Source organism: Vibrio sp. RM-69-4, from assembly GCF_024743775.1.
Classification (GTDB): domain Bacteria; phylum Pseudomonadota; class Gammaproteobacteria; order Enterobacterales; family Vibrionaceae; genus Vibrio; species Vibrio anguillarum.
In genome coordinates this window covers 26,396-49,391 of sequence record NZ_JAMQXI010000008.1, presented here as the reverse complement: position 1 = coordinate 49,391, position 22,996 = coordinate 26,396, and the positions used below count along the sequence as shown (strand labels likewise).

Below are 22,996 nucleotides of genomic sequence, written 5' to 3'. Positions count from 1 at the left end.
GCGAATTATTTTGACAGGCGCGCGCGGCCTTTAGCACGACGTGCATTAATAACCTTACGGCCATTCTTAGTTGCCATGCGTGCACGGAAACCGTGAGTACGCTTGCGCTTTAGAACGGTAGGTTGAAAAGTGCGTTTAGACATGTGTAATTACCTTACTGATCAGTAGTTTTTAGGTTCAAATAAACCCGGCGTGGGCATATTTTCGCTTCTTTAATAGAAAGAAAGGAATCCGACGCCTCTCAACAAAGAGGCGGAATTGTAATCACTGTCACAATAAGTGTCAACGATTGGGTTCACTAAAATTCCGGTCGGGGGATTATACGCAGTCTCCTTTAAATCACAAGGATCCTTCGTCGATCCCCACCTGATTTAAAAATTTCTTGAGCTTAGGATCCTGTGGATTACCAAAGATATCCTGTGGAGAGCCTTGCTCTACAATTTGCCCATCAGCCATGAAGATCACCCGATCGGCTACCTCCTTTGCAAACTGCATCTCATGGGTAACCACCAGCATTGTTTGGTGATGAGTGGCTAATTTCTTCATTAAAGCAAGCACTTCGCCAACCCATTCAGGATCGAGTGCTGACGTAGGTTCATCAAATAGCAGCAATTCTGGTTGTAGCGCCATCGCACGGCCGATCCCAACGCGCTGCTGCTGGCCACCAGAAAGCGCTGCGGGATAACTCTCTCCTTTATCCCCAAGACCGATGTCATCCAAAATCTGCTGCGCACGGGTCAGGGCGAGATCTTTTTTCCAACCGTGCACCGTAATGAGCCCTTCGGCGACATTTTGCCTCGCCGTCATATGAGCAAACAGCGCGTAGTTTTGAAAAACAAAGCCTGTTTTTCTGCGCAGTGCTAATACATCTGCTTTGCTCTGTTGCTGGGTGTCGACGGTGACATCATCAATAGTAATGGAGCCTTGGTCTGCGCGTTCTAGGAAGTTGACGCAGCGCAGTAAGGTCGATTTACCTGTACCGCTTGAACCAATAATGACGATGATTTCACCTTTTTCTATTGCTAAGCTGATTCCTTTGAGCACTTCAGTATCGCCAAAGCGCTTATGAATATTATCGAGTTTAATCATCGTACATACGCCTTATTGAGCCTATCTTCAGCCCAAATTTGTACCCGAGTCAGTACCACCACTACGGCCCAGTAAATTAATGCAACGGCGAGGAAAGCTTCAAAGAAGCGAAAGCTTGACGAAGCTTCCATCTGCGCTCTGGCCATGATCTCAGCGACTCCTAATGTAAAAGCTAATGAGGTCGATTTGATCATATCAATGAAGTAATTCATTAATGATGGCAACGCGATACGAGTAGCTTGCGGCAAAATAATGCGGCGCATTGCTTGGCTTGTGGTCATACCCACAGACAAACTCGCTTCCATTTGGCTGCGATCAATACCCAAAATGGCGGCGCGAATACTTTCTGCCATATAAGCGGCGAAGTGAAGAGTTAGCCCGATCACCGCGGCGCTAAACGCATTTAAACCGACCATCCACGGTAACACTTGTGGCAGACCATAGTAGAGTAGAAATAGTTGTACCAGCAGGGGAGTACCGCGGAAAAAGCTGATGTACAGCTGGCTTAGCGGATCCAAAATGGGCACTTTGAACACACGAATATTGGCTAAAATGACCGACAGGATCAAAGCAAACACTAAGCCCCAAGTCGCCATCTCCATGGTGGTGCCTAAATACCTGAGCAGTATTGGCATCAGCTCAAGCATATAGTGAAAATCAAATCCCATCGGCTTACCTTTTTAAAACAAAAAAGGTGGAATGTGTGGTTCCACCTCAATCCTATCTTTTGATAATAGGGGAATTTACTTATTGGTGATATCGGCAGCAAACCATTTTTCAGAAATCGCACTCAGTGTGCCATCAGCGCGCATCGAAGCTAACGCTTGATTCACTTCAGCTTGCAGTTTTTGGCCTTGCTCGTTGTTAACAAACGGCCAAGCGTTTTCAATGGTTTCAAAAGGGTGACCAGCCAATTGCAACGGTAAGCCCGTTGTTTTAATCAATTCCAGAGCCGAAAGGCGATCCATCACAAACGCATCAGCACGGCCAAGAGCAACGTCATGTTCAATGCCAGTATCGTAAGTTTTGATGATGATTTTATTGTCTTTGTCAAAGCTGCGCAGTAGCTGCTCGAAGTTTGAGCCTAAATTGACCGCGACCGTTTTGCCGGCAAGATCGTCAATCCCTTTAATGCTGTCATTACCTTTGCGAACGGTAATTTGTGCACCGTCGATGACATACGGGTCAGCAAATAAGTATTTCGCTTTACGTGCTTCTGTGACGGTGATTTGGTTTGATATGGTATCAATTCGGCCAGTTTCAAGCAGGCCAAAGAGACCGGAGAAATTAGCCGTAACATATTTTACGTCGTAATCATTGCGTTTACCTATCTCATCCCAAACATCCACTTCAAAGCCTTGCAGCTTGTCTTGTTTGACAAAAGTGAATGGAAAATAGCGCCCTGACATGCCGACTTTTATTTCCGTTGCCGCGTGTACGCTTGCAGCGGATAGTGCAATTGCAGTAATGGCGACTTTAACCCAGTTTTTCATCTTGAAACTCCTTATATTTATAGAGAGGGATGTTACTGGTAAAGCACTCAATAGAATAAATAACCAGTAGTTATTAACCATAACCGAACATAGTGACACAATTGGGGATAAGTATAGAGGATCCTTGTATATGTGGATCATCGTGTGGGTAAAGTGGTGCTAATTGTGAAGATCGACAAAAATCAAGCGCAAATTGTGTGAATAACTTCGATCTTATTCACTGGATCACGGATCAATCGCTGGCGATCTTGGTTATCAACAGGTAAAATCGCCAGTCTTTTCGATCATTTACTTAGGGTGAGGGCAACCGTGTCATCTTCGCTTTGGTTGCAATGTTTGCAACAGCTTCAAGAAGAGTTACCAGCAGCGGAATTCAGCATGTGGGTACGTCCGTTACAAGCGGAGCTCAATGACAATACTCTCACTTTATTCGCCCCAAACCGATTTGTGCTTGATTGGGTGCGCGATAAATACATCAACAGCATCAACCGACTACTGCAAGAGCATTGTGGCCACGATACCCCGAACCTGCGTTTTGAAGTGGGTAGTCGCCGGGTTAGCGCGCCTAAAGCTGCTCCCGTTCGTACTCAAGCGGATGTCGCGGCTGAATCTTCAGCTCCTGCACAGTTACAAGCGCGTAAACCGGTACATCGTACGTGGGAAAACGACACGGTTGTAGCAGACATTAATCACAGATCAAACGTTAACCCTAAACATAAGTTCAATAACTTCGTTGAAGGTAAATCGAACCAACTCGGTTTGGCTGCAGCGCGTCAAGTTTCCGATAACCCCGGCGCGGCCTATAACCCACTCTTCTTATACGGTGGTACAGGGCTAGGTAAAACACACTTATTGCACGCCGTTGGTAATGCGATTGTTGATAACAACCCGAATGCGAAAGTGATTTACATGCACTCAGAGCGTTTCGTGCAAGATATGGTGAAAGCGCTGCAAAATAATGCGATTGAAGAGTTCAAACGCTATTACCGCAGTGTTGATGCACTCTTGATCGATGATATTCAATTCTTTGCCAATAAAGAGCGTTCGCAAGAAGAGTTCTTTCATACCTTTAACGCACTGCTTGAAGGTAACCAACAAATCATTTTGACTTCCGACCGCTATCCGAAAGAGATCAATGGGGTGGAAGATCGCCTGAAATCTCGTTTTGGTTGGGGTTTGACTGTTGCGATTGAGCCACCAGAGCTTGAAACGCGTGTCGCGATTTTAATGAAGAAGGCAGAAGATCACCAAATTCATCTTGCCGATGAAGTTGCCTTTTTTATTGCCAAACGCTTACGTTCCAACGTGCGTGAATTGGAAGGCGCACTAAACCGTGTTATCGCCAACGCTAACTTTACCGGCCGTCCGATCACCATCGATTTTGTGCGTGAAGCGCTGCGTGACTTATTAGCTTTGCAAGAAAAATTGGTCACCATTGATAACATTCAAAAGACCGTGGCGGAATACTACAAAATTAAAGTGGCGGATTTGCTTTCTAAACGTCGCTCTCGCTCGGTTGCTCGTCCACGCCAGTTGGCGATGGCACTGGCTAAAGAGCTGACTAACCACAGCTTGCCTGAAATTGGTGATGCGTTTGGTGGCCGAGATCATACGACAGTGCTGCACGCTTGCCGTAAAATCCAGCAGCTACGTGAAGAGAGCCACGACATCAAAGAAGACTATTCGAATTTAATTCGTACCCTGTCTTCTTGATGCACAACCTTCTTATATCAGCTATTTTAACCCTCACATTTGGGGTTGCCCGATAACATCGTAAGAGCTAACTATGAAATTTACTATTGAACGTAGCCACTTCATTAAGCCACTTCAGCAAGTATCTGGAACATTAGGCGGACGTGCGACTTTGCCAATTCTTGGTAATTTGTTGCTCAAAGTGGAAGAGAACGTGCTGTCGATGACGGCGACCGATCTTGAAGTCGAACTGATTAGCCGCGTGACACTTGAAGGTGAGTGCGAAGCAGGAAGCATCACTGTCCCTGCGCGTAAATTTTTAGATATTTGTCGCGGCTTGCCCGATAGCGCCGTGATCACTGTGGTATTGGAAGGCGATCGCATTCAGATGCGTTCTGGCCGTAGCCGTTTCTCTCTGGCAACCTTACCTGCCAGTGACTTTCCTAATATTGAAGATTGGCAAAGTGAAGTGGAAGTGTCGCTCACTCAGGCAGAACTGCGCAGTTTAATTGAGAAAACCCAGTTTTCGATGGCTAACCAAGATGTGCGTTATTACCTGAACGGTATGCTATTTGAAATCGACGGTTCAACCTTGCGCTCTGTGGCAACCGATGGACACCGTATGGCGGTTTCGCAAACGGCACTCAGCGCGGATTTTGCCAATAAACAGATCATCGTGCCGCGTAAAGGGGTACAGGAACTGGTCAAGTTACTTGATGCGCCAGAACAGCCGGTTGTGCTGCAAATTGGTAGCTCAAATTTGCGCGCCCAAGTGAATAACTTCATCTTCACTTCTAAGCTGGTTGATGGCCGCTTCCCTGATTATCGCCGCGTTATGCCGCAGCAAACCACCAAAACCTTAGAAACGGGCTGCGATGAGTTACGTCAGGCATTTTCTCGTGCCGCGATTCTCTCAAATGAAAAATTTCGCGGTGTACGGGTTAATCTTGCGGATAATGAAATGCGCATTACCGCCAACAACCCAGAGCAAGAAGAAGCGGAAGAGTTGTTGGATGTCACCTTTGAAGGCGACGCCATCGAAATCGGTTTTAACGTCAGCTATGTGCTCGATGTACTGAATACATTACGTTGTGAACAGGTTCGTGTATCTATGTCTGACGCCAACGCCAGCGCGCTGATTGAAAATCGCGATGACGACAGCGCGATGTATGTCGTCATGCCGATCCGACTTTAAGTTTGCGCAATGCCGCTGACTCGTTTAATCGTCCAACAATTTCGCAATATTAAAGCCTGTGATATCCCATTATCATCAGGCTTTAACTTTCTTATTGGCCCTAATGGCAGCGGCAAAACCAGTGTACTGGAAGCGATTTACCTGCTGGGTCATGGTCGCTCGTTCAAAAGCGCCTTAACCGGACGCGTCATACAAAATGAGTGTCAGGAGCTGTTTGTGCATGGGCGTTTTTTGACCTCGGATCAATTTGAGCTACCGATTGGCATTAATAAGCAGCGTGACGGTTCAACAGAGGTTAAAATAGGCGGTCAATCTGGGCAAAAACTGGCGCAACTGGCACAAGTTTTACCTTTGCAATTAATTCATCCGGAAGGGTTTGATCTGCTCACCGATGGACCAAAACAACGACGTGCATTTATTGATTGGGGGGTATTTCATAGTGAACCTGCCTTTTATGATGCATGGGGGCGTTTTAAGCGCCTCAATAAGCAGCGCAATGCGTTGTTAAAAACGGCAACCCATTATCGTGAACTCAGTTACTGGGATCAGGAGATGGCGCGCTTGGCTGAACAAATCGATGCATGGCGCACACATTATGTGACGCAAATGAAGTGTGTTGCCGAGGCGTTGTGTCGCAGTTTTTTGCCAGAATTTGATGTGCAAATGAAGTATTATCGTGGTTGGGAAAAAGAGACGCCCTATCAACAAATCCTCGAGAAAAACTTCGAACGCGATCAATCGCTAGGCTACACATTCAGTGGCCCGAACAAAGCGGATTTAAAAATAAAGGTCAATGGAACACCGGTTGAAGATGTTCTATCACGCGGTCAGCTTAAATTAATGGTGTGTGCACTGCGCGTCGCACAAGGACAACACTTAACCGAGCTGACAGGTAAGCAATGCATCTATTTAATTGATGACTTTGCTTCCGAATTAGATAGCCATCGTCGTAAGCGTTTAGCGGATTGCTTAAAATCGACGGGGGCACAAGTTTTTGTAAGTTCTATTACGCAAGGCCAAGTTGCAGACATGATTGAGTCAAACAGCAAGATGTTTCATGTGGAACATGGCACAATAGAGCACGGATAAAATAGTGAGAGAGTAACTCATGTCGAATAATTACGATTCATCGAGTATTAAGGTACTGAAGGGTCTGGACGCGGTTCGTAAACGTCCAGGAATGTACATCGGCGACACGGATGATGGCACCGGTCTGCACCACATGGTTTTTGAGGTGGTGGATAACTCAATTGATGAAGCGTTGGCAGGTCACTGTAAAGACATCGTAGTGACTATTCACGAAGACAATTCAGTTTCAGTTAGCGATGATGGCCGTGGTATTCCTACCGACCTTCACGAAGAAGAACAAGTTTCTGCCGCGGAAGTTATTATGACGGTTCTGCATGCGGGCGGTAAATTTGATGACAACTCATACAAGGTTTCGGGTGGTCTGCATGGTGTCGGTGTGTCCGTCGTCAACGCGCTGTCTGAAAAAGTGCTACTGACTATCTACCGTAACGGCGCTATTCACACACAAACTTATTGTCACGGTGTGCCACAAGCGCCGTTGGCTGTGGTGGGTGAAACCGATAAAACTGGGACAACCCTGCGTTTTTGGCCAAGTGCTGAAACCTTTACCAACATTGAATTCCATTACGATATTTTAGCTAAGCGTCTGCGTGAGCTCTCTTTCCTAAACTCTGGTGTATCCATCAAACTGTTTGATGAACGCGAAGAAGACAAAAAAGACCACTTCAGATATGAAGGTGGTATTAAAGCGTTTGTTGGCCATTTAAACCGCAATAAAACGCCGATCCATGAAAAAGTATTCCATTTCAGCTCTGAGCGTGACGATGGGATTACCGTGGAAGTGGCGATGCAGTGGAACGATGGTTTCCAAGAAAACATTTACTGCTTTACCAACAACATTCCTCAACGTGATGGTGGTGCCCACTTAGCGGGTTTCCGTGGGGCGTTAACTCGTACCCTAAACACCTTCATGGATAAAGAAGGCTTCTCGAAAAAAGCGCAAGCGGCGACCTCGGGTGATGATGCTCGTGAAGGCTTAACCGCGGTGGTTTCAGTGAAAGTGCCGGATCCTAAGTTCTCTAGCCAAACTAAAGATAAATTGGTTTCATCCGAGGTGAAATCTGCGGTTGAGTCAGCAATGGGTGAGAAATTGGCGGAGTTTTTGGCTGAAAACCCAAGTGAAGCCAAAATGGTCTGTTCAAAAATCATTGATGCGGCTCGTGCTCGTGAAGCGGCGCGTAAAGCGCGTGAAATGACACGTCGTAAAGGTGCGTTAGATCTTGCTGGTTTGCCGGGTAAACTCGCCGACTGCCAAGAAAAAGATCCTGCACTATCTGAACTGTACATAGTGGAAGGGGACTCTGCTGGCGGTTCTGCCAAGCAGGGACGTAACCGTAAAAACCAAGCGATTTTGCCGCTGAAAGGTAAAATTCTTAACGTTGAAAAAGCACGTTTTGACAAAATGCTTTCTTCGCAAGAAGTCGCAACGCTTATCACCGCATTAGGCTGTGGCATTGGCCGTGATGAATATAACCCAGACAAACTGCGTTATCACAACATCATCATCATGACCGATGCGGACGTCGACGGTTCGCACATCCGTACGCTACTGTTGACCTTCTTCTATCGTCAAATGCCTGAGCTGATTGAGCGTGGCTACATCTACATTGCTCAACCGCCTTTGTATAAAGTGAAAAAAGGCAAGCAAGAGCAGTACATCAAAGATGAAGATGCGATGAACCAATACCAAGTTGCTTTAGCATTGGATGGTGCCTCATTGCATGTTAACCCTCAAGCGCCAGCATTAGCAGGTGAAGCGTTAGAAACCTTGGTTAAGCAATACAATGTCGCCATTAAACTGGTGGAGCGTATGAGCCGCCGCTACCCTTACGCCTTGATCCATGAATTCATCTATATGCCGCGTATCATTGTTGATCAATGCGCTGATTCTGCAGTAGTAGAAGCGTGGGGCAAACAGCTGGTAGAGCAGTTAAATGCGAAAGAAGTTGGCGCAAGCCAATACAGCATTGAAACTGAGCACAATGCGGAGCTTGGTATTTATCAGCCTAAGATTGTAGTGCGCACTCATGGTGTAACGCACCAACATCTATTAAGTGCTGATTTGCTCAATTCGAAAGAGTACAGCAAGCTGGCGGACCTTTCTGAAGCACTTTATGGCTTAGTTGAAGAAGGGGCTTACATTCAACGTGGTGAGCGTATTCAACCTGTCGATAACTTTGTTGATGCGTTGAACTGGTTAATTAAAGAGTCTCGTCGTGGCCTAAGCCTACAACGCTACAAAGGTCTAGGTGAAATGAACCCAGATCAGTTGTGGGAAACGACGATGGATCCTGAATCTCGCCGTATGCTGCAAGTCACGATTGAAGATGCTGTTGGTGCTGATGAACTGTTTACCACCTTGATGGGTGATCAAGTTGAGCCGCGCCGCGCATTCATCGAAGAGAACGCTTTAAAAGTCGCCAACCTCGATGTCTAAGTCGTTGCTATAAAGACAATCCCGAAAAACACCGTTTCGCAAGAGCGGTGTTTTTTTATGGTCAATACAAAGTCACCCAACGTGGGAGCAACCATTTTTAGCATCAACACTTTCTACTTATCTTAGGTTGTCTTTAAGGATAAAAGCTCATAAACGTTTTTTTATTGGGATTTTCTCTCAATAAAAAAAAGTATCTACTATTTTATTTTATTCCATGTTTTTAGAGGTTTTTATGATCTTGAATTATATTTTTTGGCCGATATAGTATTCATTAATTACTTTTTAGGAGATGTGGGTTTGTTATTTATCTTACAGTAATAAATCCGAAGGTCTAACTTTCGGATATTATCTAATCTATTTTTGGAATTATTGTAAGGAGTAATAAATATCAACTTATTTAAGCGTTGGCTTGTTTTTTTTTAAAGTAAAATAATAACAAGATTATTTGTTACCTATCAGTCTCCACTGATTTTACTGACTCTTTTCGAGAGAATAGAAGCAGAATCATTGGCTAGATATTCTACGGCAGAGCGCCGAGTCAACGTTGGAGATAGGGTCAGCTTTGTTGATACAGAAAAGTGTCAACCTTATCAAATTATTATAGTGCTTGGTGAGCGGAACAACCCTAATGATGGTCTCGTATCACTTTACTCTTATTTAGGCGCTTCTATTTTTGGATTACGTGAACAAGAGTGTTTTAAATTATATATTTTAGGAAAAGAGCGAGAATATAAAGTGGTTAATATTCTTCCTGAAAAGTCACTAACGTGTGTAAATTAAATTTCTTCGTTAAAATAAGGAGATTACTATGAGTAAGAAAGATATGAAAAAAGCGCAACTTAGCCTAAAAGAAAAGCGGAAATTAAAGCAAGAAAAAATGGAAGAAAGCAGTGTAGTTAAAGAAAGGAAAAAACGCGGAAAATAAAATAAGTTTTCATCGGTTAAAGTGCAAAATAAAGCCTAATGATATCGTTAGGCTTTTTTATGTCTCTGTATTGACTCTATATCCTGCTAATGAAGGCTTTGTAACTCTACGGAGTATCAGTTTTATTCGATGTCCTCTTTCTAGTTTCTGTTCGCTTTAGCGAGGACTAAAAAATTTTTCAAAAAATCCTTGAAAAGAATTTTAGTGCCCCTATATCTATCAATGAAGAGGATGCCGTAAGGACCTCTGGAATGGCGACACAGGTTTGCTCTCTTAAGAGGAGCCTTGTGTTGTGATCATTAAATGTGTTGTTAGCTCCATGTTGAAAGAATGGCTGCTAACGGCTTAGCGCCTATGCGCTAAGGCTATTGCTTATGATGAGGATAGTATGATGAGAACAGTAGATTTCACTCCTTTATACCGCAACGCAATTGGTTTTGACCGTCTATTAAACATGATGGAATCCAGTTCAGCGAAGAATAGCTCTGCGGGTTACCCTCCGTACAATATTGAACAGCAAGACGACAATAAATATCGCATCACGATGGCGGTAGCTGGTTTTTCTGAAGAGCAGATTGAGATTACTCAACAAGAAAATACGCTGATTGTGCGTGGCGAACGTAAACCCGAAGAGAATAAAAACTACGTCTACCAAGGTATTGCTGAGCGCGATTTTGAACGTAAATTCCAATTGGCCGACTATGTCAAAGTACTCGGAGCCACAATGGAAAATGGCTTGCTACACGTGGATCTTGAACGTGAAACACCTGAAGCGATGCAACCACGTAAAATTGCGATTAATGGCAAAAACTTAATTGAGAACAATTAAGTTACTGGCCACATTAAAGTAGTGAAAGAGCGCCTTTTGGCGCTCTTTTTCATGGCAGAAAGGATGAATTACTGTTGATAAGCTAATGCCACTTCTTGAGCAATAATTTGAATGCCCTTTTGCATGGCTTCATCATCTTGCACGTAGTTCATGCGCAGACACTGATGCGCGTGTTGCCAATCGTCTTGTTGACCAATAAAGAAATATTCACCCGGTACAATCAATACTCCTCTGGCTTTTAGACGTTGGTAAAGTTCCATCGTGGTGATCGGGAGCTCATCAAACCAGAGCCATAAAAAGATCGCCCCTTCTGGTTTATGGATACGAAAGCGCGGGTCGCTAATGGCTTGCTTGAGTAACTCGACTGCCCTTTGTGATTTCTGCTGGTAAAAGGGCTTGATCACATCGCGACTGAGCCTTAATAGATCGCCTTTTTCAATCATATGATGAGCAATGGCTGGGCCGATGCTGCCTGGCGCTAAGCTAATGATGCCATTCATGTTGGTTAATGCTTGGGTAATGGTTTCGTTGGCAATGACGATACCGCAGCGCACACCGGGTAAACCCAGTTTCGAAAGGCTCATGCATAAAATGGTGTTGTCATTCCAAAAGGGTTCAATCTCTTCAAAAATGATATTGGGAAATGGAACGCCGTATGCATTGTCGATAATCAGTGGGATATTGTTCTCTCTAGCCAGCTTATCGAGCTTGTGGATCTCTTGTTCTGTGAGCACATTTCCCGTCGGATTGGTTGGACGGGAAGCACAAATGGCGGCTACCGACGAATCCACGCTCAATGTTTCGAAATCCACGTAGTATTTGAATAAGCCATTGTCGAGTAGTTCTATTTCTGGGCGATAGGAGACAAAAATATCTTCATCTATCCCGGCATCACCATAACCAATATATTCAGGCGCTAATGGCAGTAAAATTTTCTTATGTGAACCATCAGCTTGCTGGCCAGCAAACAGATTAAATAGATAGAAAAATCCACTCTGGCTGCCATTGGTTAAGCTAATGTTCTTTTCACTGATTTCCCAGCCATAGGTTTCTTTGAGCAGTTTTGCGAGAGATTTAACGAACAGATCTTTACCTTGTGGGCCATCATAGTTGGCGAGGGCAGCGATCAGTTCACCACTGCTAAGCATGTCAGCACTGGTTTGATGAAAGTAGTCAATCATGGCGGGAATGGCGGCTGGGTTACCACCGCCGAGCATAATGGCTCCGGGAGTGCGCAAGCCATCATTGAGATCGTCCATTAACTGGGTAATACCGGAATACTGATTAAATTTTTCACCAAATTTCGAAAACTGCATTGCTGACTGCCTAATTCATTCTTGTATTTGCTTGCATAAAGGGGCATGAAACGATGCCATGCCCATCGAGTAATCCTTGAACATACCCCAATGTTTTTGCGAGTCAAAGCACTATTTTTCGCCAAATAACACACTGCGGTCAGATAAAACAAAAAGCCCAGCGGATGGCCGCTGGGCTTTGATAGATTAATTTGTGTGCCGAAATATCAGCGACTACTTTTGCAGCAGTGAAATATCAGCAATTTGTAGGAACAGATTACGCAAGTTGTTGAGCAGCGTTAAACGGTTTTGTTTTAATGCTTCATCGTCTGCCATCACCATGACATTATCAAAGAAAGCATCAACAGGTTCACGTAGTGCTGCCAGCTTGCTCAATGCTTGTTGGTAATCACCGGTAGCGAAAGCAGGTTCTAGTGCTTCGGTCATCACTTCCACTTCTTCCGCTAAGGCTTTTTCGGCCGCTTCTTGAAGAAGTGTTAGGTTGATTTCTGCAGCCAGTTCACCGTCAAATTTCGCTAAAATGTTACCGACACGCTTGTTTGCCGCCGCTAGGGCTTCAGCCGCTTCCAGTTCACGGAAGTGGGAAACCGCTTTAACACGTTTGTCAAAATCAGCGGGTTTGGTTGGACGACGAGCAAGTACAGCTTGGATGATGTCGACGCTAAAACCTTCATCTTGATACCAAGCACGGAAACGGCCAAGCATAAACTCAATTACATCGTGCTCAACGTTGTCGTTGGTAAGGCGATCACCAAACAGCGATTTCGCTTTTGCTACGAGGTCAACTAAGTCCAAGTTATAGCCGTATTCAACGATGATGCGCAGTACACCCAGTGATGCGCGACGCAGAGCAAAGGGATCCGAGCCTTTTGGTGCTTGGCCAATACCGAAGATGCCGACTATGGTGTCTAGCTTGTCTGCGATTGCCACAGCGGCGGAAACGCCATTGGTTGGCAGAGCATCGCCAGCAAAGCGTGGCATGTACTGTTCGTTTAGTGCAACGGCGACTTCTTCTGCTTCTCCGTCATGGCGAGCATAATGCATACCCATCACGCCTTGCGTGTCGGTAAATTCAAACACCATTGAGGTCATCAAATCGCATTTAGCCAGTAAGCCCGCACGTTTTGATTTTTCTACATCCGCGCCAATCTGTTCTGCAATGTAACCAGCCAGTTCAGTAATACGGTCAGTTTTATCTTTAATCGTACCCAACTGCTGCTGGAAAATCGCGGTTTCTAGTCGTGGTAGACGATCGACTAATTTGCTTTTGAGATCGGTATTAAAGAAGAATTCTGCGTCCGCTAAGCGTGGACGAACGACTTTCTCGTTGCCTTCGATAACATGGCGAGGCTCTTTCGACTCGATGTTAGAGACGAAAATAAAGTTAGGCAGCAATTGCTTATTCGCGTCGCTCATCTGATGAGAATAAACCGGGAAGTATTTTTGGTCACCTTTCATGGTGTAAACCAAAGCTTCTGACGGTACTTTAAGGAATTTTTCTTCAAATTTAGCCGTAAGCACCACTGGCCATTCAACCAGTGAGGTCACTTCTTCAACCAAGTCATCGTCAAGATCGGCAACACCGCCAACCTGTAGCGCTGCTTTTTGTGCATCCGCAATAATTATCGCTTTACGCGCATCGTAATCGGCGATCACTTTACCGCGCTGTTCTAAAATCGCTGGGTATTGTTCTGCTGAATCGATGGTGAACTCTTTTTCGCCCATAAAGCGGTGACCACGAATGGTGCGCGCAGAAGCTACGCCTAAGATCTCACCTTCGATCAGTTCATCACCCATCAAAATAGTCAGAGTTTTTACTGGGCGGATAAATTGTGTTTCTTTATCACCCCAGCGCATGGGTTTGGCGATAGGCAAGTTTGCTAACGCTTTGGCGGCAAGTTCAACCACAATGGCTTTGGCATCTTGGCCTTTGACTTCCTGTTTGAACAGTAGCCATTCACCTTGTTCTGTTGTTAGGCGATCCGCTTGCTCAACAGTAATGCCGTTACCACGCGCCCAGCCTTGTGCTGCTTTGGTTGGATTGCCATCGGCATCAAAAGCAACAGAAATAGCGGGGCCACGTTTTTCGACCACTTTATCCGCTTGACCTTGGGCCAAGTTGGTCACTTTCAGTGCTAAACGGCGAGGGGTTGCAAACCATTTGATGCCTTCGTGTGCCAGTTCAGCGGTTTTCAATTCTGCGGCAAAGTTAGCCGCAAACGCTTCAGCCAAAGTGCGAAGTTGTTTTGGTGGTAGCTCTTCTGTGCCTAATTCAATTAGAAATTCTTTTGCCATCTTATTTGTCCTCACCCTTTTTACACATAGGGAAGCCGAGTGCTTCACGAGATGCGTAGTACGCTTCTGCAACCGCTTTGGTCAGGTTACGGATGCGTAGGATGTAACGTTGACGTTCTGTCACCGAAATCGCTTTACGCGCGTCCAATAGGTTAAAGGCATGGCCCGCTTTCAAAATACGCTCATAGGCAGGAAGTGGCAGCGGTTTTTCTAGCTCAAGTAGATGCTTACACTCTTTTTCGCACTGGTCGAAGAAAGTGAAAAGAAAATCGACATCCGCGTGTTCGAAGTTGTAAGTGGATTGTTCGACTTCATTTTGATGGTAAATGTCACCATAGGTGACTTTACCTAATGGGCCATCTGTCCAGACTAAGTCATACACTGAATCCACGCCTTGAATATACATGGCAAGACGTTCAATACCGTAAGTGATTTCGCCGGTTACAGGTTTGCACTCAAGGCCACCGACTTGTTGGAAGTAAGTAAATTGAGTTACTTCCATGCCGTTTAGCCACACTTCCCAGCCAAGACCCCAAGCACCTAAGGTTGGGTTTTCCCAGTTATCTTCCACGAAACGAATATCGTGTACTAGTGGGTCAACACCGAGCACCTCTAAAGACCCTAAATACAACTCTTGAATGTTGTCTGGTGAAGGTTTGATGATGACTTGGAATTGGTAATAGTGTTGCAGGCGGTTTGGGTTTTCACCATAACGACCGTCCGTTGGACGACGAGAGGGTTGAACATACGCCGTTGCAATGGGCTCTGGGCCTAAAGCTCGCAGGCATGTCATTGGGTGAGAGGTTCCTGCACCAACTTCCATGTCTAATGGTTGAACAATGGTACAGCCTTGTTGGGCCCAATAATCCTGCAGCGCGAGGATCATACCCTGAAAGGTTTTGATATCGTATTTTTGCATAGTCAGGTTCGCGCGATTCTTCTGTCTGAATGGATGAAAATAACGAACAAGTATACCCAGATATTCGCTCAGCGAGTAGGGGTAATCTTGCTTAATTAATGGTCGAAAATCCGTTTTGGTCGAATTTATCGCATCGATTGTGCCAAATTCCTACACATGAACGATTTTGACTTATTTCTAACTTGAGATTTTCACTCGGCCTGATTAGAATTGCGCCGTCTTTGGGGAGTAGCTTACCAGTGAGATTTCTTATCTTAACGGTTCGTTCGTCAACATAATTGGTGCCAAATCACCGTGGCGTTCGAGGCTAAAGTCATTTTAGCTTAGCAAGACCTTAGACAAACATCACAAACCGGGGCGGGGAGTGGCGTTTGTCTATGGTTATTATAATTATCCCGCCCCATTGAGCCTGTCGTGAGCGTATTAGCTATTTCAATTACTACCGTCGCCTTAGCTGAAATTGGCGATAAAACCCAACTGCTTTCTCTGCTGCTAGCCAGTCGTTATCGTAAACCTTTGCCTATTATTGCCGCCATTTTTGTCGCAACGATGGTTAACCATGCACTCGCTGCTTGGCTGGGCGTGGTCGTTGCCGACTACCTGTCACCAGAAATCCTTAAATGGGTGTTGGTCGCCAGCTTCCTTGCCATGGCGGGTTGGGTGTTAATTCCAGACAAACTCGACGGTGATGAAAAAATTACCAATCGAGGCCCTTTTGTCGCTAGCTTCATCGCCTTTTTTGTCGCTGAAATTGGCGATAAAACCCAAATAGCAACGTCTATTCTTGGTGCGCAATATGCGGATGCTCTACTGTGGGTGGTGCTCGGAACGACGATTGGTATGTTGCTGGCTAACGTACCTGTGGTGCTGATTGGTAAATTATCCGCCGATAAAATGCCGCTAGGACTTATTCGTAAAATCACGGCGGTACTCTTTTTGATATTAGCGATCGGCGCGGCGATTTGGTAATTCCAATCGATTAGATGATTGGGCGAGTGAGCGTGACACAATTTATTACTCAACTTGTCGCCCAACGTCTACGGTTGCGTGATGAGTGACAAATTTATGCCATACTGGTCATGTTACTGTAGTGCTAGATGATGCAAGTCTAAGAGGGAATGCATATGCTGACACGTTATATGGGAATGACCGCCAAGAGCCAAAGTTACTTGTTTACGTTCGGTTTTGTGCTGACGTTGTTGGGTATGGCGTTGACGGAAATGTGGCTACCCATGGTGGCCGGCGCAATCATATTGTGTGGCTTAATGGTGGAATCTTGGATCCGAGTCGCGCACATTATCCCGATGCACGATGAAATTCGAACCCTGCAAAAGCAGATAACAAAACTGCAATCAGAGATCCGCACCATCGAGTTTAATGAGTAGTGTGCACCGCAATGAATCAATGAATCAATGAATCAATAGCAAAAGGCGGCCTTTTTGAGGTCGCCTTTTCTTTTGCGTACGCATTACTTAGATCGAGGCTTAACTCAATCCTTTCTTAATTAAATAGAGATAGGGCAATGTGTCCACTTTCTCCGCAATTAACTGATGATCCATAAAGCGGCAAAAACTGGGAATGTCTCGAGTGGTTGACGGGTCATCGGCTTTCACTAGTAAAATTTCGCCATCTTGCATGGTTCGAATGGTTTTTCTGACCATCATTACAGGCTCGGGACAGCGCAATCCTTCGGCTTCGAGTGTTTGTGTGGCAAGTGCCGGATCAAATGTCATAGTCAAACCTAATCGATGTTATCGCAAGGCGTAGATAATACTGGCGAGGAAAAAATATTCAATAACCACTTGGCAAAGTGATCTTTTTGTTTTAACTTACTTAACAAGTTGATAACAATTTGGTGAGGCACTTATGTTAACAGCGCTTGATAGGTTAACCATTTATTCGGTTCTCTGCTTTATCTCATTTTGTGCCTTAGTGATGCGAACGCCTGCAGAAACGTCATGGATGCCACTTTTGGGTGTCAGTGCGTCACTGGTTGGGATCTGGCTTGAGATGCATCTTTGGAAAGGCATCTCAGAAGAGCAGAATCACTAATCCATCACATATTGATCAACGCATTGCACTAATACGACACGTAACACATTCCGACACTATCCCCATTTTCTTGGGCTTCCCCGCTGAAAGGCGGGATTTTTTTTGCCTAACGCGTACACTGAGCCTATTTGCCATGATAAAAGTGGGGTTGTTGCATGGAGTTGGAAGATATCTATCGTCGCGATCTGAATTTATTGATTGCACTGAGAGTGTTGATAGAAGAGAGCAGTGTCAGTAAAGCGGCCCAGCGTTTAAATCTTAGCCAGTCAGCCATGAGCCGTGTATTAGGTCGGTTACGTGATCTGCTCAATGATCCTCTTTTTACGCGCCAAGGTCAGCATCTCATTGCGACTGAAAAAGCGCTGGAGCTTAATCGCGCCTTAGGCGAGCCATTGGAGTCTCTACGTCAAATCCTTTCACCTGTTGAATTTGACCCCCAGCAATGTGAACAAACCTTCACCATTGCCACGACAGATTACGCAATGCAGACCATCTTACCGTTTGCTTTACCAAGGATATATCAAGAGGCACCAAACGTGTCGTTTGAGTTTTTACCTTTGCAGCATGATAGGTTGGCCGATCAACTGACTTATGAAGGGGCTGATTTAGCGATTTGTCGCCCAACGTCGCCAGTAGCACCATTGATGAGTGAGGTGCTTGGGCGAGTCGGTGTGCTTTGTTTGCTCTCCCAACATCATCCGCTGGCGAATCGGCAAATCTCTTTAGCGGATTACCTGACATACCCTCATGCGATGATTGCGATTAGTGATGGTGTTAATGCCTTAATTGAACAAGCATTAAGTGGGCAGCCTAAACGGAAAATGGTGCTCAGAGCCTATCATTTAGAAGCTGCGCTAGCGATTGTTGATACCATGCCATTGATTATTACGGTACCTGCGGATCTGGCCTATTTAGTGGCAGAACGTTACGCATTGGTGGTGAAGCCGTTACCGTTTCAGTTTACGCCGTTTGACTACTCTATGATTTGGCACTCGCGATGTGAGCATTCTCCTGCCCAAGAATGGTTAAGGCAGATCGTCAAACAAGAGTGCAGCCGGTTGATTGCTAAGCGTATTGAAGAGATGCAGTTAGAGGGATAAAAATCATCAAGCTTTGAGTAAGACCAAAGCTTGATGAATGAATGGTTTAAAGCTTAATCACCACGCGACCAGTCACTTGACCATTGGTGATCGTTTCAGCGTATTGCGCTGTTTGTTCGAGGGTGATTTCCTCACACGCTTGCTCAAAGTAGCTTGCAGGTAGCAGTTTCGCTAAGCTTTCCCATGCTGCCATGCGTTTTTCTAGCGGGCAAGAGACCGAGTCGACACCTTGCAGGCGTACATTGCGCAAAATGAACGGCATGACGGTGGTGGGTAAATCAAAACCACCCGCTAAACCACACGCCGCAACCGTGCTGTTGTAGTCCATTTGAGCTAACACTTTGGCTAACATTTTGCTGCCTACGGTATCGACCGCGCCAGCCCAAATCTGTTTTTCCAGCGGACGAGCTGGCTCTTCAAATTCGCTGCGATCAATAATGCGGCTTGATCCTAGTTTTTCTAGCAGTGGACCATTTTGTTCAACACGACCAGTTACCGCAGCAACTGTATAACCTAGCTTAGCTAATAGTGTTACAGCAACTGAACCCACGCCGCCACTGGCACCCGTCACCAATATATCACCCTTTTCCGGTTGAATACCCGCATCTAAAATGGCTTGCACGCAAAGCATGGCGGTAAAGCCAGCAGTGCCAATCATCATCGCTTTTTTGCTATCAAGGCCGTGCACGAGTGGCACTAACCAATCGGCTTTCAAGCGTGCTTTTTGCGCCATACCACCCCAATGGTTTTCACCCACTCCCCAACCGGTTAGTACAACTTTATCACCGGTTTGGTAGCGAGTATCTTGGGATTCAAGTACGGTTCCCGCAAGATCAATGCCCGGTACCATAGGGAAATTGCGAATGATTTTGCCTTTACCTGTAATGGCTAAACCATCTTTGTAATTCAATGATGAGTAATCGACCGCGACTAAAACTTCACCTTGCGGTAATTGTGATTCGTCGATTTGTTCAATGGTGGCAACTGTGTTTTTTTCTTGTTGATTAAGGATTAACGCTTTAAACATTCGGATCTCCAGATTGGCACAGCAAGCATAAGATGTCGCTAAGTGTAGTACTGAATTAACTATGACTAAAATGAAACTTTAGCATTGGTTCTATGCGTATTATGCATCACTCATAAAAAATGCCAGTCGTGGGACTGGCATTGAGCTTTAGGATAAGAAGAACTGGTATGAAGGATTGTCCGTCTCATCTTTGCATTGGTAACCCAATTCTCTAAGGTGAGCGGAGAAGCGGTTTAAATCGCTCTCTTCGAGTTCAAAACCACACAATACGCGGCCATAATCGGCGCCATGATTGCGGTAATTAAACAAGCTAATGTTCCAGTGTGTACCAAGCGTGCTGAGAAATTTCAGCAGAGCGCCCGGATATTCCGGAAATTCGAAGCTGTATAATCGCTCTTTTAGCGGCTTAGAGGGTTTGCCTCCAATCATATAACGCACATGCAGCTTGGCCATTTCATCATCCGATAGATCCACCACAGGGTAGCCACCTTGGCGTAAATCGTGAATGATGTTGTCGAGCTCTTCTTGCCCACTTAACAGGCGTACACCGACGAAAATGTTGGCCAGCTTGTCATCGTTATAGCGATAGTTGAACTCGGTGACCGCACGGCCGCCAATGATATTGCAAAACTCAAAAAACGCGCCTTGACGTTCAGGTATGGTCACCGCCAAAAGCCCTTCACGTTTTTCGCCTAGCTCGCATCGCTCCGACACGTAGCGCAAGCCGTGGAAATTGGTGTTAGCCCCTGAAAGTACGGTGCCTAACTGTTTATCCACCAGCTTATTTTTTTCCGCGAATTTCTTCAGACCAGCCAGAGCAAGCGCTCCAGAAGGTTCGGCAATCGCACGCGTGTCTTCGAAGATATCTTTAACCGCCGAGCAGATTTCATCGCTTGATACCGTGATGTGGCCATCAATGTATTGCTGACATAAACGGAAGGTTTCATCACCAATACGTTTTACCGCGACACCGTCGGCAAACATGCTGACTTGGTCAAGCACTACGGGTTTACCTGCATCGAGTGCTGCTTTTAAACAAGCAGAATCTTCAGGTTCAACCGCAATCACTTTGATTTCTGGCATCAGCTGTTTGATCAGCACCGCGACCCCAGCGGCTAAACCGCCACCGCCGACGGGTACAAAAATGTAATCAAGGTGGCCATTTTGTTGCAGCATTTCCATGCCAATCGTGCCTTGCCCTGCAATGACCAGTGGGTGATCGAACGGTGGAACAAACGTATAACCTTGCTCGTGAGCCAAGCGTTCCGCTTCGGCTTTGGCTTCATCAAAGTTGTTGCCATGCAAAATCACCAAACCGCCAAAACCGCGCACCGCTTCGACTTTGATGTCAGGGGTAGTTTTAGGCATCACAATGGTGGTTTTAATGCCTAATTTTGTGCCCGATAGAGCCATTCCCTGCGCGTGGTTGCCTGCTGACGCGGCAATCACCCCAGCTTGTTTTTGCACCTCAGATAAACTCGACACCATATTATAAGCGCCGCGTAATTTAAAAGAGTGCACAGGCTGGCGATCTTCACGCTTGAGCTGAACGCGATTTTTGATGCGCGCCGATAAGCGAGGCATATCCTGCAGTGGCGTCACCGTTGCGACGTCATACACGGGGGCGCGCAGGATCTGGCGCAGATAATCTGCGCCAGTTTGAGTTGCGTTACCTGAGTCGCTCATCCGCTAGCCCTCTAGCTTAGATTTGTCTCGAACAGCCCCTTTATCAGCGCTGGTGGCCATACTTGCGTAGGCTTTCAATGCCAAAGAGACTTCACGTTGGCGATTGACAGGTTTCCAACCGAGCTGGTCTTGTTTTACGCGGCGCTCAGCCAGTTCAGCTTCTGAAACGTTGAGCGTAATGGAGCGGTTTGGAATATCGATGGCGATAATATCCCCAGAATTCACCAAACCTATCGTTCCGCCGTTCGCAGCTTCTGGAGAAACGTGACCAATTGATAAACCGGAAGTCCCCCCAGAGAAACGACCGTCAGTCAGTAGCGCGCACTCTTTGCCTAGCCCCATTGATTTGAGGTACGTGGTTGGGTAAAGCATTTCTTGCATACCCGGGCCGCCTTTCGGGCCTTCATAGCGGATGACGACAACATCACCAGCCTTCACTTTACCGCCTAAAATACCTTCAACGGCACTTTCTTGGCTTTCAAAGACCACGGCTGGGCCTGCAAATTTCAGGCTACCTTCATCAACCCCTGCTGTCTTGACAATACAGCCGTCAACGGCAATGTTGCCTGATAGGACGGCTAGGCCACCATCTTGGCTAAAAGCATGCTCTTTGGTACGAATACAGCCTTCTTTGCGATCGTCATCGAGGCGATCCCATCGGCATTGTTGTGAGAAGGCTTTAGTGGTACGAATACCCGCAGGACCGGCACGGAAAAAGGTTAAGACGTCTTCATCTTGCGTTTGCATAATGTCGTATTGAGCCAGCTGCTCTTTCATCGATAAACCCAACACGGTGCGAGTTTGATTGTTGATGAGACCGGCGCGATCCAATTCACCAAGAATCGCCATCACGCCACCCGCGCGGTGTACATCTTCCATGTGATATTTTTGAGTCGATGGCGCGACTTTACACAGATGAGGTACGCGGCGTGACATGCGGTCGATATCACCCATGTCAAAATCGATTTCACCTTCTTGAGCGCCTGCTAATAGGTGCAATACCGTGTTGGTTGAGCCCCCCATAGCAATATCGAGTGCCATCGCATTTTCGAACGCGGCTTTGTTGGCAATATTACGCGGTAAGGCGGATGCATCATCTTGCTCGTAGTAACGCTTGGTTAATTCAACAATGCGTTTACCTGCGTTGATGAAGAGCGCTTCACGATCGGCATGCGTGGCCAACATCGAACCATTACCTGGTTGAGAAAGCCCCAACGCTTCGGTGAGACAGTTCATTGAGTTGGCGGTAAACATGCCAGAACAAGAACCACAGGTTGGGCAGGCCGAGCGTTCAATTTGTTCACTTTGTGCGTCGGAGACTTTAGGGTCCGCGCCTTGGATCATCGCATCGACTAAATCGAGTTTGATGATTTGATCAGAAAGCTTGGTTTTACCCGCTTCCATTGGCCCGCCAGAAACAAAGATGACGGGAATATTAATGCGCAGTGCCGCCATCATCATCCCAGGGGTGATTTTGTCGCAGTTGGAAATGCAGACCATCGCATCAGCGCAGTGCGCATTAACCATGTACTCGACAGAGTCTGCGATCAACTCGCGTGAGGGCAGTGAGTACAGCATGCCGCCATGTCCCATGGCGATACCATCATCTACCGCGATGGTATTAAATTCTTTGGCGATGCCGCCGGCTTTTTCGATTTCACCCGCAACCAATTGCCCCATATCTTTGAGGTGCACGTGGCCCGGTACGAATTGAGTGAACGAGTTAACCACCGCAATAATCGGCTTACCGAAATCTTCATCTTTGACGCCAGTGGCGCGCCATAATGCGCGCGCTCCAGCCATATTACGTCCGTGTGTCGTCGTTGCGGATCTATACTTTGGCATTGTCTAT

The 22,996-nt window shown here is 46.0% G+C and carries 21 protein-coding genes; 10 read left to right on the top strand and 11 right to left on the bottom strand.

From position 1 onward, the window contains the following. Positions 1 to 5 precede the first annotated feature (5 nt). The 4 genes from rpmH to NB504_RS00895 all read right to left on the bottom strand — a co-directional run bounded on the left by rpmH (position 6) and on the right by NB504_RS00895 (position 2,582). On the bottom strand, positions 6 to 143 hold the full coding sequence (rpmH, locus tag NB504_RS00910) for a 50S ribosomal protein L34 (protein ID WP_010319951.1): 138 nt from the start codon (positions 141 to 143) through the stop codon (positions 6 to 8). A gap of 196 nt (positions 144 to 339) precedes the next feature. Beyond that, the gene (locus NB504_RS00905) at positions 340 to 1,089 is read right to left on the bottom strand and encodes an amino acid ABC transporter ATP-binding protein (RefSeq protein WP_258428087.1); all 750 of its coding nucleotides are present in this window, start codon (positions 1,087 to 1,089) and stop codon (positions 340 to 342) included. Next, the gene (locus tag NB504_RS00900) at positions 1,086 to 1,757 is read right to left on the bottom strand and encodes an amino acid ABC transporter permease (RefSeq protein WP_029388115.1); all 672 of its coding nucleotides are present in this window, start codon (positions 1,755 to 1,757) and stop codon (positions 1,086 to 1,088) included. Before NB504_RS00900 ends, NB504_RS00905 begins: the two co-directional genes overlap by 4 nt. 75 nt (positions 1,758 to 1,832) lie before the next feature. Next, complete coding sequence (locus NB504_RS00895) at positions 1,833 to 2,582, bottom strand: amino acid ABC transporter substrate-binding protein (protein ID WP_026027668.1); 750 nt, start codon at positions 2,580 to 2,582, stop codon at positions 1,833 to 1,835. A gap of 309 nt (positions 2,583 to 2,891) precedes the next feature. Here NB504_RS00895 and dnaA point away from each other — a divergent pair, with 309 nt between their 5' ends. From dnaA to NB504_RS00865, 6 genes are all read left to right on the top strand, one after another. Next, the gene (dnaA, locus tag NB504_RS00890; RefSeq protein WP_010319947.1) at positions 2,892 to 4,295 is read left to right on the top strand and encodes a chromosomal replication initiator protein DnaA; all 1,404 of its coding nucleotides are present in this window, start codon (positions 2,892 to 2,894) and stop codon (positions 4,293 to 4,295) included. Positions 4,296 to 4,368: 73 nt separating this feature from the next. Further along, complete coding sequence (dnaN, locus tag NB504_RS00885; protein WP_088720678.1) at positions 4,369 to 5,469, top strand: DNA polymerase III subunit beta; 1,101 nt, start codon at positions 4,369 to 4,371, stop codon at positions 5,467 to 5,469. 9 nt (positions 5,470 to 5,478) lie between these two features. Further along, positions 5,479 to 6,558 carry a DNA replication/repair protein RecF gene (gene recF, locus NB504_RS00880; RefSeq protein ID WP_013855575.1) on the top strand — a complete coding sequence of 360 codons (1,080 nt, stop codon included), beginning with the start codon at positions 5,479 to 5,481 and terminating at the stop codon, positions 6,556 to 6,558. 19 nt (positions 6,559 to 6,577) lie between these two features. Further along, positions 6,578 to 8,995 (top strand): DNA topoisomerase (ATP-hydrolyzing) subunit B, encoded by a 2,418-nt coding sequence (gene gyrB, locus NB504_RS00875; RefSeq protein ID WP_013855574.1) that lies wholly within the window; start codon positions 6,578 to 6,580, stop codon positions 8,993 to 8,995. 507 nt (positions 8,996 to 9,502) lie between these two features. Beyond that, complete coding sequence (locus NB504_RS00870; RefSeq protein WP_017046366.1) at positions 9,503 to 9,775, top strand: GreA/GreB family elongation factor; 273 nt, start codon at positions 9,503 to 9,505, stop codon at positions 9,773 to 9,775. A gap of 536 nt (positions 9,776 to 10,311) precedes the next feature. Continuing rightward, the gene (locus NB504_RS00865; protein ID WP_010319943.1) at positions 10,312 to 10,749 is read left to right on the top strand and encodes an Hsp20 family protein; all 438 of its coding nucleotides are present in this window, start codon (positions 10,312 to 10,314) and stop codon (positions 10,747 to 10,749) included. 68 nt (positions 10,750 to 10,817) lie between these two features. Here NB504_RS00865 and NB504_RS00860 read toward each other — a convergent pair whose 3' ends face one another. From NB504_RS00860 to glyQ, 3 genes are all read right to left on the bottom strand, one after another. Then, positions 10,818 to 12,065 carry a valine--pyruvate transaminase gene (locus NB504_RS00860; protein ID WP_258428086.1) on the bottom strand — a complete coding sequence of 416 codons (1,248 nt, stop codon included), beginning with the start codon at positions 12,063 to 12,065 and terminating at the stop codon, positions 10,818 to 10,820. 213 nt (positions 12,066 to 12,278) lie between these two features. Continuing rightward, entirely contained in the window at positions 12,279 to 14,360 is a 2,082-nt protein-coding gene (gene glyS / locus NB504_RS00855; RefSeq protein ID WP_019281084.1) for a glycine--tRNA ligase subunit beta, read from the bottom strand. A gap of 1 nt (position 14,361) precedes the next feature. Further along, on the bottom strand, positions 14,362 to 15,279 hold the full coding sequence (gene glyQ / locus NB504_RS00850) for a glycine--tRNA ligase subunit alpha (RefSeq protein WP_013855568.1): 918 nt from the start codon (positions 15,277 to 15,279) through the stop codon (positions 14,362 to 14,364). A gap of 414 nt (positions 15,280 to 15,693) precedes the next feature. Here glyQ and NB504_RS00845 point away from each other — a divergent pair, with 414 nt between their 5' ends. Next, complete coding sequence (locus tag NB504_RS00845) at positions 15,694 to 16,248, top strand: TMEM165/GDT1 family protein (protein ID WP_017046363.1); 555 nt, start codon at positions 15,694 to 15,696, stop codon at positions 16,246 to 16,248. Positions 16,249 to 16,403: 155 nt separating this feature from the next. After that, positions 16,404 to 16,664 carry a hypothetical protein gene (locus NB504_RS00840; protein WP_010319938.1) on the top strand — a complete coding sequence of 87 codons (261 nt, stop codon included), beginning with the start codon at positions 16,404 to 16,406 and terminating at the stop codon, positions 16,662 to 16,664. Positions 16,665 to 16,763: 99 nt separating this feature from the next. On the opposite strand, the gene tusA is transcribed toward NB504_RS00840, so the two are convergent. Next, positions 16,764 to 17,012 carry a sulfurtransferase TusA gene (gene tusA / locus NB504_RS00835; RefSeq protein ID WP_010319937.1) on the bottom strand — a complete coding sequence of 83 codons (249 nt, stop codon included), beginning with the start codon at positions 17,010 to 17,012 and terminating at the stop codon, positions 16,764 to 16,766. Positions 17,013 to 17,145: 133 nt separating this feature from the next. Between tusA and NB504_RS00830 the strand changes: the two genes are divergently transcribed. Both NB504_RS00830 and NB504_RS00825 read left to right on the top strand, forming a co-directional pair. Then, positions 17,146 to 17,331 (top strand): hypothetical protein, encoded by a 186-nt coding sequence (locus NB504_RS00830; protein ID WP_088720682.1) that lies wholly within the window; start codon positions 17,146 to 17,148, stop codon positions 17,329 to 17,331. A gap of 155 nt (positions 17,332 to 17,486) precedes the next feature. Further along, entirely contained in the window at positions 17,487 to 18,431 is a 945-nt protein-coding gene (locus NB504_RS00825) for a LysR family transcriptional regulator (RefSeq protein WP_017044147.1), read from the top strand. Between the two features lie 46 nt (positions 18,432 to 18,477). Here NB504_RS00825 and NB504_RS00820 read toward each other — a convergent pair whose 3' ends face one another. The 3 genes from NB504_RS00820 to ilvD form a co-directional block, all read right to left on the bottom strand. Then, complete coding sequence (locus tag NB504_RS00820) at positions 18,478 to 19,458, bottom strand: MDR family oxidoreductase (RefSeq protein WP_258428085.1); 981 nt, start codon at positions 19,456 to 19,458, stop codon at positions 18,478 to 18,480. Positions 19,459 to 19,605: 147 nt separating this feature from the next. Beyond that, positions 19,606 to 21,144, bottom strand: a complete 1,539-nt coding sequence (gene ilvA, locus NB504_RS00815) for a threonine ammonia-lyase, biosynthetic (protein WP_094151150.1) — start codon at positions 21,142 to 21,144, stop codon at positions 19,606 to 19,608. 3 nt (positions 21,145 to 21,147) lie between these two features. Further along, the gene (gene ilvD, locus NB504_RS00810) at positions 21,148 to 22,989 is read right to left on the bottom strand and encodes a dihydroxy-acid dehydratase (RefSeq protein WP_017046358.1); all 1,842 of its coding nucleotides are present in this window, start codon (positions 22,987 to 22,989) and stop codon (positions 21,148 to 21,150) included. Positions 22,990 to 22,996: the final 7 nt, after the last annotated feature.